Source organism: Ruegeria sp. C5, assembly GCF_056537605.1.
This window is the reverse complement of record NZ_JBQFRX010000001.1, coordinates 957,784-972,561: the sequence shown is the minus strand read 5'-3', so window position 1 is coordinate 972,561 and position 14,778 is coordinate 957,784. Positions and strand designations below refer to the sequence as shown.

At 57.6% G+C, this 14,778-nt stretch carries 15 protein-coding genes; 10 read left to right on the top strand and 5 right to left on the bottom strand.

Annotated features, from left to right (window positions below; translation table 11 throughout):
• Nucleotides 1–11: 11 nt before the first annotated feature.
• From ACR0AW_RS04940 to rpoD, 3 genes are all read left to right on the top strand, one after another.
• A complete protein-coding gene (locus ACR0AW_RS04940) occupies nucleotides 12–308 on the top strand; it encodes a hypothetical protein (protein ID WP_170396287.1) in 297 nt (98 codons plus the stop codon).
• An 80-nt stretch (nucleotides 309–388) separates the two neighbouring features.
• Nucleotides 389–2,338, top strand: a complete 1,950-nt coding sequence (gene dnaG, locus ACR0AW_RS04935; RefSeq protein WP_170733420.1) for a DNA primase — start codon at nucleotides 389–391, stop codon at nucleotides 2,336–2,338.
• 114 nt (nucleotides 2,339–2,452) lie between these two features.
• Complete coding sequence (gene rpoD / locus ACR0AW_RS04930) at nucleotides 2,453–4,441, top strand: RNA polymerase sigma factor RpoD (protein ID WP_170733419.1); 1,989 nt, start codon at nucleotides 2,453–2,455, stop codon at nucleotides 4,439–4,441.
• Between the two features lie 183 nt (nucleotides 4,442–4,624).
• Here rpoD and ACR0AW_RS04925 read toward each other — a convergent pair whose 3' ends face one another.
• Both ACR0AW_RS04925 and ACR0AW_RS04920 read right to left on the bottom strand, forming a co-directional pair.
• Nucleotides 4,625–5,638, bottom strand: a complete 1,014-nt coding sequence (locus ACR0AW_RS04925) for an AraC family transcriptional regulator (protein WP_170565787.1) — start codon at nucleotides 5,636–5,638, stop codon at nucleotides 4,625–4,627.
• A 148-nt stretch (nucleotides 5,639–5,786) separates the two neighbouring features.
• Nucleotides 5,787–5,909, bottom strand: a complete 123-nt coding sequence (locus ACR0AW_RS04920; RefSeq protein ID WP_255612047.1) for a hypothetical protein — start codon at nucleotides 5,907–5,909, stop codon at nucleotides 5,787–5,789.
• A 68-nt stretch (nucleotides 5,910–5,977) separates the two neighbouring features.
• Here ACR0AW_RS04920 and ACR0AW_RS04915 point away from each other — a divergent pair, with 68 nt between their 5' ends.
• The 6 genes from ACR0AW_RS04915 (at nucleotide 5,978) to ribD (ending at nucleotide 9,530) form a co-directional block, all read left to right on the top strand.
• Entirely contained in the window at nucleotides 5,978–6,403 is a 426-nt protein-coding gene (locus ACR0AW_RS04915) for a DCC1-like thiol-disulfide oxidoreductase family protein (protein ID WP_170733418.1), read from the top strand.
• Entirely contained in the window at nucleotides 6,393–6,947 is a 555-nt protein-coding gene (locus ACR0AW_RS04910; RefSeq protein ID WP_170422328.1) for a DUF4166 domain-containing protein, read from the top strand. The genes ACR0AW_RS04915 and ACR0AW_RS04910 overlap by 11 nt, the downstream gene beginning before the upstream one ends.
• Nucleotides 6,948–7,024: 77 nt before the next feature.
• Nucleotides 7,025–7,426 (top strand): hypothetical protein, encoded by a 402-nt coding sequence (locus ACR0AW_RS04905; protein WP_255612048.1) that lies wholly within the window; start codon nucleotides 7,025–7,027, stop codon nucleotides 7,424–7,426.
• Nucleotides 7,427–7,432: 6 nt separating this feature from the next.
• Nucleotides 7,433–7,843: a secondary thiamine-phosphate synthase enzyme YjbQ gene (locus ACR0AW_RS04900; protein ID WP_170733417.1), complete on the top strand. Its 411-nt coding sequence runs from the start codon at nucleotides 7,433–7,435 to the stop codon at nucleotides 7,841–7,843.
• A gap of 119 nt (nucleotides 7,844–7,962) precedes the next feature.
• Complete coding sequence (nrdR, locus tag ACR0AW_RS04895; RefSeq protein ID WP_039534475.1) at nucleotides 7,963–8,433, top strand: transcriptional regulator NrdR; 471 nt, start codon at nucleotides 7,963–7,965, stop codon at nucleotides 8,431–8,433.
• Entirely contained in the window at nucleotides 8,430–9,530 is a 1,101-nt protein-coding gene (gene ribD / locus ACR0AW_RS04890) for a bifunctional diaminohydroxyphosphoribosylaminopyrimidine deaminase/5-amino-6-(5-phosphoribosylamino)uracil reductase RibD (RefSeq protein WP_480438695.1), read from the top strand. Before nrdR ends, ribD begins: the two co-directional genes overlap by 4 nt.
• A gap of 3 nt (nucleotides 9,531–9,533) precedes the next feature.
• On the opposite strand, the gene ACR0AW_RS04885 is transcribed toward ribD, so the two are convergent.
• The 3 genes from ACR0AW_RS04885 to ACR0AW_RS04875 all read right to left on the bottom strand — a co-directional run bounded on the left by ACR0AW_RS04885 (nucleotide 9,534) and on the right by ACR0AW_RS04875 (nucleotide 14,047).
• Nucleotides 9,534–11,531 (bottom strand): capsular polysaccharide export protein, LipB/KpsS family, encoded by a 1,998-nt coding sequence (locus ACR0AW_RS04885; RefSeq protein ID WP_170733416.1) that lies wholly within the window; start codon nucleotides 11,529–11,531, stop codon nucleotides 9,534–9,536.
• 3 nt (nucleotides 11,532–11,534) lie between these two features.
• Nucleotides 11,535–12,668, bottom strand: a complete 1,134-nt coding sequence (locus tag ACR0AW_RS04880; protein ID WP_170565801.1) for a polysaccharide biosynthesis/export family protein — start codon at nucleotides 12,666–12,668, stop codon at nucleotides 11,535–11,537.
• An 80-nt stretch (nucleotides 12,669–12,748) separates the two neighbouring features.
• Nucleotides 12,749–14,047, bottom strand: coding sequence for a capsular biosynthesis protein (locus ACR0AW_RS04875; RefSeq protein WP_170733415.1), 1,299 nt, complete (start codon nucleotides 14,045–14,047; stop codon nucleotides 12,749–12,751).
• A gap of 140 nt (nucleotides 14,048–14,187) precedes the next feature.
• Here ACR0AW_RS04875 and ACR0AW_RS04870 point away from each other — a divergent pair, with 140 nt between their 5' ends.
• Entirely contained in the window at nucleotides 14,188–14,775 is a 588-nt protein-coding gene (locus ACR0AW_RS04870; RefSeq protein WP_170612455.1) for a riboflavin synthase, read from the top strand.
• The last annotated feature ends 3 nt before the right edge of the window (nucleotides 14,776–14,778 follow it).

Below are 14,778 nucleotides of genomic sequence, written 5' to 3'. Positions count from 1 at the left end.
CGGAGATCCCCATGTTGCGTATCGCTATCGTTGCGGCCGTGCTGGCCACGCCAGTGGTTGCACAGGAAACCAAGGAACAGAGCTGCAAGTATCAGGCCGACGTTGTTGCAGCGATACAGAAAGCACGACTTGACCGGGTCAAGGAACGCGATGTGGCGCAGGCGGTGGCCGACAGTGGTCCTACCTGGCCCGAGAACTACAATGCCGCTGTTCCGCTGATCACGCCTTGGGTATATGAGCAGAAGATGCGCGACGTGCGTAAGAAGGATCTCGGAGCTGCGTGGCTGGAGTTGTGTTTACAACAATAATCCACAGTCAGATCATTTCTCTGTGGACAACCGCGCGCCATCCCCTTGGCGCGCGTTTTCATTTCTGGCAGGTTTGACCCATGTCTTTGCCCCCCGGATTTCTGGATGAACTGCGCACGCGCCTCAGCCTGTCTCAGGTTGTTGGGCGTAAGGTCATGTGGGACCAGCGCAAATCCAATCAGGGCAAGGGGGATATGTGGGCGCCTTGCCCATTTCATCACGAAAAGACCGCCTCGTTCCACGTCGATGACCAAAAGGGATTCTATTACTGCTTTGGCTGCCACACCAAAGGGGACGCGATCAGTTTTGTGAAAGAGACCGAGAATGTCTCTTTCATAGAAGCCGTGGAAATTCTGGCGCGCGAGGCCGGGATGCCGATGCCCGCGCGTGATCCCAAGGCGCAGGAAAAGCAGGACCGCCGTTCACAGCTGGCCGAGGTGATGGAACAGGCTGTGCAGTTCTTTCGTTTGCAACTCAAGACTGGGGCAGGGGCGGCGGCACGTGATTATTTGACACGTCGCGGTCTTGACGCGAAGGCGCTGGACCGTTGGGAAATCGGTTTCGCACCCGAGGGCTGGCAGGCTCTGTGGGATCATCTAACCGGTAAGAATGTCTCCGAGGACCTGATCCTTGGGGCCGGGCTGGCCAAGCCGTCGAACAAGGGTAAGAAACCCTATGATACATTCCGCAACCGCATCATGTACCCGATCCGCGACCCACGCGGGCGGTGCATTGCGTTTGGTGGCCGGGCGATGGATCCCAATGACAACGCCAAATACCTGAACTCGCCCGAGACCGATCTGTTCGACAAAGGCCGCAGCCTCTACAACCATGGCCCCGCACGACAGGCGGCAGGCAAGGGGCAGCCTTTGGTTGTGGCCGAGGGCTATATGGACGTGATCGCTTTGGCTGAGGCCGGGTTTGGCGCGTCGGTTGCGCCATTGGGGACTGCGATCACCGAGCATCAGTTGCAACTACTTTGGCGCATCTCTGACGAGCCGATCATCGCTTTGGATGGCGATACGGCAGGGCTGCGCGCGGCGATGCGGGCGGTCGACTTGGCGCTGCCGTTGCTGGAAGCGGGCAAATCCTTGCGCTTTGCACTGATGCCCGAAGGCAAGGATCCCGACGATCTGTTGCGCGCCGAAGGTTCGGGGGCGGTGCAGGGTGTGCTGGATGCTGCAATCCCGATGGTCAAACTGCTCTGGCAACGCGAGACGGAAGGCAAGGTCTTTGACAGCCCCGAACGCAAAGCGGCGCTGGATAAATCCCTGCGAGAGAAGATCAAGCTGATCCGCGACCCCTCGATCCGATCGCATTACGGGCAGGAAATTAAGGACCTGCGCTGGCAATTGTTTCGCCCACAGCGACAATCGCAAAATCGCCCGTGGCAACCGCGCGGAAAATGGCAGCCGCAGGCACAGCCTGCCACGCCAGGCGCACGGGCGTCATTTCTGGCCTCGGCTGAGAATGCGGATATTCAACTGCGCGAAGCGGCAATTCTCGCGATTGCTATCCTGAATCCACAAGTTGTCGTGCAATTCGAAACTCAGCTGGAAGAAATGGATTGCCACGACCCTGATCATGCGGCCTTGCGGGGAGTAATCCTGCGCCATGCCATCGACGATCCGGACAATCTGCAGGATCACATCATGCAAACTTTGGGACCGGAACCCCTTGAAAACCTGCTGGCCCTTCGCCATGTCGCAGTGATCCCCTGTGTGTACAAACCGGGCGACGTTGAAAAGGCCGAGATGACACTGGCCGAGGAACTCGCAAAGATCAAAGCGCTCCGGGGGTTGGATGCTGAGATTGCCGAAGCGGCAGAGGAATTGTCTGATCTGGCCGATGAGGCGCTGACATATCGGCTGGCGCAAGCCGCCGAAGAGCGCAACCGTACAAGCCGCAGCCAGAACGAAGACAGGGCCGTTTTCGACATCGCCGACAATGGTGCGCGAATCAACCGCGATGAGAAAGACGCGTTTGAGGCCATCACGTCTGGCATCAAATTCGAACGGAAACATCGATGAAGTGGTGTTTTCGTAAGGCACTGGAAAAGAAAAACGGGTAAACGGGTGGCCGAATCACTTCTACGCGCTAATGATTCGGTTCAAACGAATCACCCATCCCTGCAGGAGCATTGAATGGCCGCCAAGGATACGAACGAAGACCGCAAATCCGACGAGCAGGAACAGGAAATCTCGCTGGACATGAGCCAGGCCCAGGTCAAGAAGATGATCGCCGAGGCTCGCGAGAAAGGTTACATCACCTACGACCAGCTCAATCAGGTTCTGCCGCCTGATCAGGTCAGCTCGGAACAGATCGAAGATGTTATGTCGATGCTGTCCGAGATGGGCATCAACATCATCGAAGATGAAGAAGCCGAAGAAGAAGAAAACAAAGGCTCGACCGAACTGGTCACCACCGAAGGTCCGCGCGAGGTTGCGCTGGCTGGTGCTGCAACCGAAAAGCTGGATCGCACCGATGACCCCGTACGCATGTATCTGCGCGAGATGGGTTCAGTCGAACTGCTGAGCCGCGAGGGCGAGATTGCTATCGCCAAGCGGATCGAAGCCGGTCGGAACACCATGATCGCTGGTCTGTGCGAAAGCCCGCTGACCTTCCAAGCGATCACCATCTGGCATGACGAACTTTTGTCCGAAGACATTCTGCTGCGGGACGTCATCGATCTGGAAACCACTTTCGGCAACCAGATGGATGAAGACGGCGAGGTTGAAGAGCCGGTTGTCGATACCTCATCGGTGCAGGCGGCCAAGCCTGCCAAGGATGAGGGGCCGGAGCTTGACGCTGACGGCAACCCGATTGCCAATGATGATGACGATGATGACGACGATCAGGCCAACATGTCCCTGGCCGCGATGGAAGCAGCGCTGAAGGATCAGGTGCTGACCACGCTGGAACGCATCTCGACCGACTTCGCGATGCTGTCCGAAATGCAGGACAGCCGGATTTCTGCGACGCTGAACGAGGATGGCACTTTCAGCGCGAAGGACGAAGAAACCTATCAGAAGCTGCGCGCTGAGATTGTTGAACTGGTGAACGGTCTTCACCTGCACAACAACCGGATCGAAGCTCTGATTGACCAGCTCTATGGCATCAACCGGCGCATTATGTCACTGGACAGCTCGATGGTGAAACTGGCTGACCAGGCTCGCATCAACCGTCGCGAGTTCATCGATGCGTATCGTGGGCGCGAGCTGGATCCGAACTGGTTGGCTGAAATGGCTGAGAAGCCGGGCCGGGGCTGGCAGATGTTCATCGAACGCTCGACCGACAAGGTTGAGGAACTGCGCAACGACATGGCTCAGGTCGGGCAATATGTCGGTCTGGACATCCCTGAATTCCGCCGCATCGTGCAGCAGGTTCAGAAGGGTGAAAAAGAGGCGCGGCAAGCCAAGAAGGAAATGGTCGAGGCCAACCTGCGTCTGGTGATCTCGATTGCCAAAAAGTACACGAACCGCGGCCTGCAATTCCTTGATCTTATTCAGGAAGGTAACATCGGCCTGATGAAGGCGGTGGACAAGTTCGAATACCGCCGGGGCTATAAGTTCTCGACCTATGCGACCTGGTGGATCCGTCAGGCGATCACGCGTTCGATCGCGGATCAGGCGCGCACGATCCGTATCCCGGTGCATATGATCGAAACGATCAACAAGCTGGTCCGGACAGGTCGTCAGATGCTGCACGAAATCGGCCGCGAGCCAACACCGGAAGAATTGGCCGAAAAGCTGCAAATGCCGCTTGAGAAGGTGCGCAAGGTGATGAAAATCGCCAAAGAGCCGATCAGCCTCGAGACGCCCATCGGCGACGAGGAAGACAGCCAGCTTGGTGATTTCATCGAGGATAAGAATGCCGTGCTGCCGCTGGACAGCGCCATTCAGGAAAACCTCAAGGAAACCACCACACGGGTTCTGGCCTCTCTCACCCCGCGTGAAGAGCGGGTTCTGCGGATGCGCTTTGGCATCGGCATGAACACCGACCACACGCTGGAAGAGGTCGGTCAGCAGTTCAGCGTGACGCGCGAACGTATCCGCCAGATCGAGGCGAAGGCGCTGCGTAAGCTGAAACACCCGAGTAGGTCGCGTAAATTGCGGTCCTTCCTGGATCAGTAAATCGAAAGGCGCCTCATCCCGAGGCGCTTTTTTCTTTCGCCCGCTCACAATGACTGAACTTCAAATCAAATTGGCGGGAACTCGCAAGGAGTCCGGCGATGCCATCTTTATATCGCCGCTGTCCACTCATGGACAGGCCGGGGCGAGGTGATTGGGCCGATGACCCCCGGCCACGTTGTAGCTTCATGAAAGTGGATGAGAGACACGTTTGCGAAAAGCGGTCGGGGCCTGACCCGTCCAACGTTTGAAGGCGGTGGAAAACGCAGCCTGATCGGAATAACCGAGCGAATACGAGATTTCGGACAGATGCATACCGTTCTTGATAAAGGTCTGCGCTAGGTCACATCGTAAATCTTCAACGATCTCACGATATGAGGTGCCTTCATCAGCTAGGCGGCGAGCCAATGTTCGAGGGCTTAGGCCGAGCTGGGTGGCGGCGTCGTCCACCTGTACGATTCCCCCCGGCATCGCATCTGTGATCAACCCTTCGATCTGTGCTCGGGTTTTCTGTCTTGGCGACTGTCTTTCGGCCAGCAGGCGTTCGCCAAATTCAACCAAATGCGCGCGCAGGCTAGGGTCGTAAGTTGGGATCGGTGTTTCCAGCGAGGGCAGCGACAGGATGATTTCCAAGCGTTCGGCCCCGAAGGTAACTGGGAAACCTCCGATTTTCTGGTAGGTGGCTTGGTGTTGCCCAACTGTGTGCTGAAACCGTATCTCAATCGGATTCAGATTCAACTGAGTCAACGCCCGCATCCGGGCGATCGCGCCAAACAGCAGGAACTCGGTCCGCCGATGATAGCGGGAAAAGCTCGGGTCTTTCCAATCGGCCTCGAGCGAGGCAGCGTTACCTGAAAGGCGCAGATTGAAGGCCAGGGCCGGGTCGATAATGCCATGAAACCGCGCCGTATTCTCGATCACCTGCTTCAGATCACGAGAGTACTTGCTGATATAGGCCGTAATGCTGGAAGAAGAACTGAATTCCAGACCCGCCCGTGCCCCAAAGGTGATATCGCCAAGTGCATCGCAGGCGTGTCGGACAAACAGCGCTTCTTTGTGGGCGCTGTACCTTTTGGCAGGCGGTTCAATATCGCTGCGGGTCAATGCGCAGTCACTCAGGACCTGTTCCACCACGGTCGCGCTTGCGTGATCCTCAAGGGTCCGTGTCAGCAATTGAATGCGTGAAATGTCGACGTCCATCACCCAGCCCAAAAAACGCGTTACTGTAATACCGTTACCCTAGCGGCAAACCGTGGCAATGCGCCAGCCTCGGTGCTGATACCCAGGAATTGACCGCAACTCACAAAGATATGGCAGAAATGGCCATGTCCGTAGCCTTGGCCAATAGCTACATGACCGGTGTTGTCGGGTCAGCGCCTTTTGGGGAAAAGGTCAGAGCCTGAGCGAGCGGTCCACCAAGCCGTTTCAACGGGTTCCCCGGCACGCCCCTCTCATTCTTCTGGTCAGTCATGTCGCATTGCTGCGGCGCATTCGACGTGACAGCATCACGGGGAACCTTTTGTTATTTCTTGATCTCTCGTGGCTGATGATCTTTCCATCGATACAGATTTGATCGTCTTCGACGGTGAATGCGTGCTGTGTTCAGGGTTTTTTCACATCATGTTGCGCCATGATCGAGATCAGAAATTTCTATTTGCAACTGCGCAGTCACCGCTTGGGCAGCAGCTTTATACTCTCCTGAACCTGCCGACAGACGAATTTGAAACCAATTTGGTGATCGTCAAAGGAAAGGTGCACCAAAATCTCGACGCATTTGCCGCTGCGATGCATGCATTATATGTTCCGTGGCGGGTATTGTCCTTGTGTCGATACCTGCCGAGGTTTCTGAAGAACCCGCTGTACCGGATGATTGCCCGTAACAGATATGCGCTATTTGGGCGGCGGGATGAGTGCCTAGTTCCTGATCCTTCTCTCCGATCGCGGTTTGCCCAAGATGGATTCTGATCGTGATCCATTCCTGCAGGCGCTGGGTATAGATGAAGCTGTGCCTGGATTGGTCAGGGATTTGCACAGCGGGGAAGGTCGCTACTCTGGTCGATGCAGCATTCAGCGTGGCCGAGGCGTTTTGGTCGCTCTGGCACTTCGCATCGGGCGATTTCCACCTGCGGGCGAAGATTTGCCGGTCACCCTTACGATCCGAAAGCCCGGCGCATATTGGCAATGGGAACGGGATTTCGCAGGCCACAAAACGCGTTCACGGATCACTTTTGATCCGCTGTGTGGCATGGTGCGGGAACAGATCGGCGGGCTGACAATATGGTTGCAGCCGGTGAGAACTGATAAGGGGCTGACCATTGAGATCCGCCGCCTCGCTTTGTTTGGCATTCCGTGTCCGGGGTTTCTTTTGCCACGTTCCGGATCGACCGAGGCTGAGGACGTACAATTGAGGTTTCGCTTTGACATTTCGGCGACAGCACCTGGATTGGGACACCTGATCCGCTATCAGGGATGGTTAGAGCCTGTTCACGAACCACGTGGGTCAAGCTGACATGATCGTTAGTTCGCTTTGCTGACGATGGCGACGCACTAGTCTATATTTCACATGGAAACAGGAAGATGGTCACGATGAAACAGACAATACTTTGCGCATTTGCAGCACTGCTTATGACCAGCTCTGCGGGCGTTGTCGATGCAGCGCCGAACGGTTATCGAACAGAACCGATGAGCGGCACAGACTTCGAGGTCATTCCAAGGACACGTCAGGATACTGATGGATATTGGTGCGCCGCTGCTGATTTTGCCCGCCGGAAATTGGGTGCTGGGTGGCAGCAACAAATCTACGTTCTGCGCGGCTATGGCCCCAGCGTGACAACGGGACGCCGGACGGCGGTACAGTTCACACTGAAACAACCCGCCAATGTCCCGCAGAAAGGCAGCTTTTCGGTCACAGCCGGGTTCCAGCCGGGTGACAGCATGTCGGTACAGGGCGCAAATGCACGGTGCGGCGTCCGTCCGTTTATCAATTGACCTGCGATGCAGACAGAATTCTCGATTCAGACACAGGGCGTGGGGCTCTATGAGATTACCGCCCCTGTGCGCAGTTGGCTGAGGCCGGTTTCGGACGGTTTGCTGACGCTCTTTGTGCGCCACACTTCTTGTTCGCTGCTTATTCAGGAAAACGCCGACCCCGAGGTGCAGACTGATCTGCGCGCATTCTTTGAACGGCTGGTGCCGCAATCGGATCATCCGTCAATGGCTTATCTGCGCCACACCTATGAGGGGCCGGACGACATGCCAGCCCATATCAAGGCCGCGATGATGCCTGTATCGCTGTCGATACCGGTGTCAGATGGGGTACCTGCGCTGGGCAAATGGCAGGGGATATATCTGTTTGAACACCGCAACGCGCCGCATGAAAGAAAGGTCGCTGCGCATTTTGGGTGACGCTTTATATTGGGGTGGAAAATTCCGACTACCCAAACTCTAGAGGCTGTCCTATAGTTGTGGATAAGTAAGCCGCAGCGCTTACAAAAAGTGGCCAGCTAGGGACGAGGAGACGGCGGATGCGCTGCCCGTTTTGCGGAAATATCGATACTCAGGTCAAAGATTCACGCCCGGCAGAGGATCACGTCGCGATCCGCAGACGGCGGTTCTGCCCGGCCTGCGGCGGACGGTTCACCACCTATGAACGCGTGCAACTGCGTGATCTGGTCGTCATCAAAACCAACGGTAAACGCGAAGACTTCGACCGCGACAAGCTGGAACGCTCGATCCGTATTTCGATGCAGAAGCGGCCCATTGATCCCGATCGGATTGATCAGATGATCTCCGGTATCGTGCGCCGTCTTGAAAGCATGGGGGAAACCGATATCCCTTCGAATAAAATCGGTGAAATTGTAATGGAAGCGCTGGCCCGGATTGATACGGTCGCATATGTTCGCTTTGCGAGTGTGTACAAGAATTTCCAGGCGGCCGATGATTTCGAGGAGTTTGTCCACGAGTTGCGCCCGCCGCAACCTTCGACGGATGAGTGAGCGATACAGATAAGCGATATATGGCGCTGGCCCTATCATTGGGGCGGCGCGGCCAAGGCACCTGCTGGCCGAATCCGTCCGTCGGGTGTGTCGTCGTGCGCGATGAACGCATCGTTGGTCGCGGCTGGACGCAGCCCGGGGGTCGTCCGCATGCAGAACCTATGGCTCTGACGCAGGCGGGTAAGGCCGCGCGAGGTGCCACCGCCTATGTCTCGCTTGAACCCTGTTCACACTACGGAAAGACGCCGCCCTGTGCCGAAGCGCTGATTGCGGCCGGTGTTACCCGTGTGGTCTCGGCGATCGAAGACAGCGATCCTCGGGTCGCAGGGCAAGGGTTTGCCATGTTGCGCGAGGCCGGGATTGAGGTCACCACCGGTGTTCTGGCGGAACAGGCAGCACGCGACCACGCAGGGTTTTTCCTGAAAACCGAGCAAGGCCGCCCGTTTGTGACTTTGAAAATGGCCAGCAGCTTTGATGGACGGATTGCAACGGAAACCGGGCACAGTCAGTGGATCACAGGTCCAAATGCTCGCCGCGCAGTGCATGCGATGCGTGCGCGCCACGATGCGGTGATGGTTGGGGCAGGGACAGCGCGCGCCGATGATCCGTCGCTGACGGTTCGAGATCTGGGTGTGCAGCATCAACCGGTGCGCGTGGTGGTCTCGCGCCATCTGGATCTGCCCTTGATGGGGCAACTTGCGCGAACCGCGTCCGATATCCCTGTCTGGCTCTGTCACGGCCCCCACCCAGACCCCGAGCGTGCGCGTGCGTGGGAGGGGTTGGGTGCCCGTCTGATCCCGTGTGCGCTGGATGGTCATCACGTGGATGCGGCTGATCTGTTGCAGCAGCTTGGGCAGGCCGGATTGACGCGTGTCTTTTGCGAAGGCGGATCAGCATTGGCCGCATCTTTGCTAAAGGGCGATCTGGTCGATGAATTGGTCGGCTTTACAGCAGGACTGACCATCGGGGCAGAAGGGCTGTCCGCGATCGGGGCACTGAGGCTTGATACTCTGGATACTGCCCCCCGATTTGATCTGATCGAAACACAGGTCGTTGGCGGCGATATCCTACATCGCTGGGCGCGCGTGACGCACTAGCCTTCAGCGCCACCAATGCGCATGCGTCGCCAGCGCGCCCTGAAATTTGGACAAGATGCGATTTACGGGTCCGGTAGGGGATGGTGTGCCCTGCGCAAGCCGTTCGACCGCGATTTCGACGGGGCAGGTCTGTCCTGTCACCGGATCGAGATAGCGGGGGTAGTCAATCAGCGTTGCGTGCACCAATCCCATCAGCGAAGGCCGCGCGCCACGTCGCGCAGGCACTGCCCCCAGATCACTCGTCAGCCCCCAACCGGCATAGAAAGGCGCACCGAGAGTGGTGACCCGGACGCCACGCAGCAAAGCCTCGAACCCCAGCAGAGAGGTCATAGTCCAGACCTCATCCACCTGTCCAAGCAGGGTGGCAGGATCGGTGCCTTCTACGATGACATCGGCCAGATCGGTTTCGATCTTGCCGTCGCGCAGACCAGCTTCGACATCCGGGTGCGGTTTATAGATCAACACAGCGTCGGGATTGGCCTCGCGCGCCGCGCGCAGCAGATCGAGATTGGTGCGGATATTGCTTGTTCCCAGCCGGATCGAGGCGTCATCTTCTACCTGACCTGGCACCAGAATACGATGCCCCGTCGGTAGGTCCGGGGCGGGGTGGCCGATGTTGTACTTGCTTAGGCCCTCGGTCAGCAGCCGGGCTGTCAGCCGCTCGGCGCGGAGCCTCTGATCAGGGCGCAAGGTTTCGCGCGTGGTGATCCATTCTTCCAGGCGGCTGGGATGCGTTGGATCGTAGTAGATGCCGATATCATCGGTCACCAGCGACAGCGGTGGAACCAGCTCCGCGCCCAACCCGCGGGATCGTAAAAAGCCATCCTCAATCCGGGTTGCATTCAGCGTCTCACCGGCTCGGCTGGCCCAGACCATATGGGGTTGTTTGGTGTTCTCTGGCTGCTCGGCCACGAAACGCACCTTATGGTGCTGGCCGAAAATGCGTTGCAGGTGGCGGCGTTTCCATACCCGCATCCCGGAGGCGGTCCAGCCTTTGTGGTCCTGCCGCCAGGCCCGGGTTTGCGCCTCAAGCGTATCGAGCACGCATTCCAATTCGCACAGGCGATCATGGTAGGGATCGTACCAACGCGGATACAAGATCATCGCAGCTGCAAAAAGCTGCGCCCGCGTAAGATTCCGTTGGCGACGGAGCAGGGGTGCATCATCTTGCGTCAGCCCCCACCCAGCGTAGAATGGTTGCCCGAACACGCGAGGTTTGTGCCCGGCCAATATCGCCTCAAATCCCATCTGCGAGGACAGCGTGTAAACCCCGATGGCCCCTTCAAGCAGCGACCATGGACTTATCGGGCTGTCGAGGATCGATATTCTGTCACTCAGATCCTGATCGGAAAAGTATCCCTTGCGGTGGCCTGCCGTGGTTTCGGGGTGGCTTTTGATGAGGATGCGCGCGCCGGGGTTTTCCTCTTGCGCGATGACCAGCATCTCGCGGAACCGTGCATAGTCGCCGTTGCTTGCGGTGACGGCAGCATCTCCCTGCGTCTGGTCGATCACTAGAACGTAGCCAGGATCGGGAGGCGTCAGATCAAGGTCAAAGGCCGAGTATTTGCTCAGATGCAGCTCTCGGATGCGCGCGATTGCGCCTCGCGCGCGATCCAGCAGGGCGGTGTCATCCAGCGGATGCGTGACCAACAGAGTTTCCAGATCCGAAGGCACACTCGGATCAAAATGCAGACCCGATCGATCCAACAACAGACCCATGGGTGCCTCACCGCTTCGTCCAGGGTGCAGAGACCGCAGGAACGCGTCTTCGACCCTCAGGACGGGCACATCGCGTTTCTGCGCGATACCCATGCCCCGATGGGCTGTCGGGCTGTTGCCCCAAACCCCGACCAGATCGTCTGGCTGTGGCAGTCCAAGCCGGATGTCATACCCGGCCAGAGACACTATACGACGCAGCCGCGACTGTGTCAGGAACCCACCGTTGTAAACAAAAAGCCGGGAGCGTTCGCCCCCGGCCGTGTTCTCTGGTTCAGAGAGCATTCATCAGTTACCCGTAAGCGTCGCCACATTTGCAAATGGCGTCAGACCTCCGGCAATCAGCGAGACAGATTTGCTCCACTGTGCATATGGGGCCTCGGTGACGTATATCGTGTCATCGTCTCGGATCACGAAATCGCGGGCGATGAACAGGCCATTGGGCGCGGTCAGGTTCAGCAAATAGATCATGCGCTGATCACCCTGTAGCTCGGGACGTCCCATGACATTGCGCGCCACATCCTGCCGTTCCTCACGCAGAACAAAAATACCGGTCGGGTCTGAAGATAGCGGCTGTAAGCCTCCGACCTGTGCCAGCGCCTCAAGGGCGGATAGGTCCTGACTTTCAAAGGCCACGCGGGATTGTCCGCCGGTCGAACCCAGCGCGATGTATGAGCGACTGTCCTGTTCGACCAGAATGCGATCGCCGCCGCGCAGGGCGATATCGGTTTCCGGGTTGCGGAACAGATCGTCGTACCAGATGGTTCCACTTTGCTTGCCCCTGATCACAGTGACCAATGCGATATCGGATGCAACTGCCACCCCGCCTGCTTGCGCGAGCATGGTCGATAACGAGCCAGTTGGTCGCTCAATCGGATAGATTCCCGGCGCGCCGATAGTTCCGGTCAGAGAAACGGTCGACCCATCGCCCGGAGTGCGCGACACTTGGACCTGCGGATCCGGAGTCTGTTCCTCCAGCTTCGAGGAAATCAACGTGCGGAGCTGTTCGGGCGTATTGCCCGCTGCACGCAGCCGCCCTGCATAAGGAACAAATATGTAACCTTCGCTGTCGACCTGCACCTGATCCAGAACGGTTGCGCCACCGGCTGCGGAACTTAGCAACCCATCCTCGACATTTTCCCAGATGCTGAGGCTCAGAATATCGCCGGGGCGTACGGTATCGGATGCGACGCTTTGCGCGCTGCGGAAGGATTTCGAAAACCCGTATTGCGGAATCACCGATGTGGCCCGCGCAACACGGTCGTCGACCTCAACCACAAAGGCGTTACCCCCGTTTTCGACCGACCCGGCTAGAATTTCGTTTTTGTTCGGCCCGGATTTGGGAAGCTGGCATGCTGCCAGCAGGCCAAGGGTCGCCACAAGGGAAACCCCCCGGATCCATCGGGTAGGAAAGCGCTGCACTGCCGATTTACCTCAATCGTCTTTGTTTTGGGAAGGTTACCCGCATCGCTTCGAAACATCCAGCAGCAGGTTGCCCGCGATCATTCAACAACGCGCAACTGTGGCGTTGTGGCCTCTTTATCGGAGAGCAACCCTTGATAGGGGTCCTGAGCCGATAGCATCATATCAGCCGCTCGCCGCAGCAATTGACGACGCCCTCGGCGAGAATAGAACCCCCCGGGGACTTGGCAGGTTTCCAGAAGAAATTGGCGATAAGCCCGATAGGCCTTGCCGCCCGGGGCATCTGGCTGGGCAAAGAATGCCTCAATCGATTGCCGAGATACGAATTCGGGCTTGTCATAAACCGACTGCCCAAAAATCCGCAAAGGTATGCCACGCCACAGAACCTGCTGGCCTGCCGTGGAATTCACCGTCACGGCGGATTTTGCATCGTCTAGCAACCTGGCCAGCTTACCACCGGGCACATAGTGAATTCGGTTTGTGATGCCGTGCTGTGCTGCAAGCTGGCGCGCCCGCAGCCGCAGCGGTTCACGGTGGTTCTCAAGCGGGTGTTCCTTGATGACAAGGTGGTGATGCGCAGGGGCGCCTTTGTCGAATCCGGCGATCACTTGTTCGAGAAAATCGGACATACCGGAAAAATCCGAGTGATATTGGACCGAGCTGTCATGCCCCAATTGCAACAGCACAAGGTGATAGGGAAAACCGCTCCACCTGACCTGTGCTGTGGCCCAGCCCCGCTGTAGCCTGTGAATGGGCATCAGTGTCAGGCGTTTGAAGTATAGACGAAACTCTTTCGAGACCGGCAGCTCTCGATGGGGTCGGAAATTCCGGTATCTGCGATTCAGAAACAGCACGAACCAGTGATAGAGGGCACCGTAAAAGATGTGCTGGCGCATATCGCCCCAATGGGAAGGCGGTGGGGGGGCGTGCCCTTCGGACTGTTCCAGCGCCGTCTGCATCTGCGCCACATCCAGTTCCATCAGGCGTGAGTTTCCGTTCGACCCGTTTCGTTCATAGGTCACCCACCAAGGGCGCAGGTAGCCTTCTTCAAACACATGAACAGTGGTCCCGCGTGCTTTGGCAATCTCAACTGCGCGTGCATGCACGGGCCGGGTGTCGCCATAGAGCACGATATCGGTCACATCATAGTGGGTGAGCAATTCGCTTAAGGTCTCCGGCCAATCATCTGGCGCGCCGCGATATGGAATGTAACTGGATTTGTCGCCCCAGAAAGCCTGATCGCCCGCGTTGAAGCCGACTCGCCAGACCTGAGCACCCGCAGCCCGCAGCATCCGACCAAGCGCGTTAAAGAACGGACCATGCGGTCCTTGTAGAAACAGGAACACACGCCGGTTAGGGCTGTTGGCCAAAGGGATCATGCGGTCTGCTCGTGTGGTGACTTTTGGTGCGTTTGTATAAAATTATGCCTCTTTGTCGTTTTCACGGCAAGGCAGGGCTTGCCGGTAGAGCTGCGTGCCTTTACCTCGGCTATTGAAGCTAGGTTCAGAGGGTTAATGACATGTTCACAGGGATCGTCACTGATATTGGCACCGTTACCGAACTGGACCAGCAGGGAGACCTGCGGGCACGGATCAAGACAAGCTATGAAACGGCGGGCATTGATATTGGCGCTTCCATCGCAAGCGATGGCGTCTGTCTGACCGTCATTACACTGGGCGATGACTGGTATGATGTCCAGATCAGCGCTGAGACGGTTTCGAAAACCAATTTGGACAGTTGGCAGGTGGGCAAGCGCGTCAATCTGGAACGTGCCTTGAAGGTCGGGGATGAATTGGGAGGGCACATCGTCTCGGGCCACGTGGATGGCGTGGCAGAGGTGGTCTCTGTGATAGACGAGGGTGACAGCACGCGGGTGACATTGCGGGCGCCTGCCAATCTGGCCCGGTTTATCGCTCCGAAAGGGTCCGTTGCACTGAACGGCACATCGCTGACGGTTAATGATGTGGACGGGTGTGACTTTGGTATCAACTTCATCCCTCACACCAAAGAGGTCACCACATGGGGTGACGTCTCGGTTGGTGATCGCGTGAACCTTGAGATCGATACCCTGGCCCGATACGTCGCGCGACTGGCCGAGATGTCCTGACCT

What these genes read in the sequence shown, in the direction of transcription:
- ACR0AW_RS04925 (WP_170565787.1), bottom strand. Translation starts at nt 5,638, where the DNA reads ATGGACGTCGACATTTCACGCATTCAATTGCTGACACGGACCCTTGAG.
- ACR0AW_RS04920 (WP_255612047.1), bottom strand. Translation starts at nt 5,909, where the DNA reads ATGACTGACCAGAAGAATGAGAGGGGCGTGCCGGGGAACCCGTTGAAA.
- ACR0AW_RS04940 (WP_170396287.1), top strand. Translation starts at nt 12, where the DNA reads ATGTTGCGTATCGCTATCGTTGCGGCCGTGCTGGCCACGCCAGTGGTT.
- ACR0AW_RS04905 (WP_255612048.1), top strand. Translation starts at nt 7,025, where the DNA reads ATGAAACAGACAATACTTTGCGCATTTGCAGCACTGCTTATGACCAGC.
- dnaG (WP_170733420.1), top strand. Translation starts at nt 389, where the DNA reads ATGTCTTTGCCCCCCGGATTTCTGGATGAACTGCGCACGCGCCTCAGC.
- ACR0AW_RS04900 (WP_170733417.1), top strand. Translation starts at nt 7,433, where the DNA reads ATGCAGACAGAATTCTCGATTCAGACACAGGGCGTGGGGCTCTATGAG.
- rpoD (WP_170733419.1), top strand. Translation starts at nt 2,453, where the DNA reads ATGGCCGCCAAGGATACGAACGAAGACCGCAAATCCGACGAGCAGGAA.
- ACR0AW_RS04870 (WP_170612455.1), top strand. Translation starts at nt 14,188, where the DNA reads ATGTTCACAGGGATCGTCACTGATATTGGCACCGTTACCGAACTGGAC.
- nrdR (WP_039534475.1), top strand. Translation starts at nt 7,963, where the DNA reads ATGCGCTGCCCGTTTTGCGGAAATATCGATACTCAGGTCAAAGATTCA.
- ACR0AW_RS04875 (WP_170733415.1), bottom strand. Translation starts at nt 14,047, where the DNA reads ATGATCCCTTTGGCCAACAGCCCTAACCGGCGTGTGTTCCTGTTTCTA.
- ACR0AW_RS04885 (WP_170733416.1), bottom strand. Translation starts at nt 11,531, where the DNA reads ATGCTCTCTGAACCAGAGAACACGGCCGGGGGCGAACGCTCCCGGCTT.
- ACR0AW_RS04910 (WP_170422328.1), top strand. Translation starts at nt 6,393, where the DNA reads ATGGATTCTGATCGTGATCCATTCCTGCAGGCGCTGGGTATAGATGAA.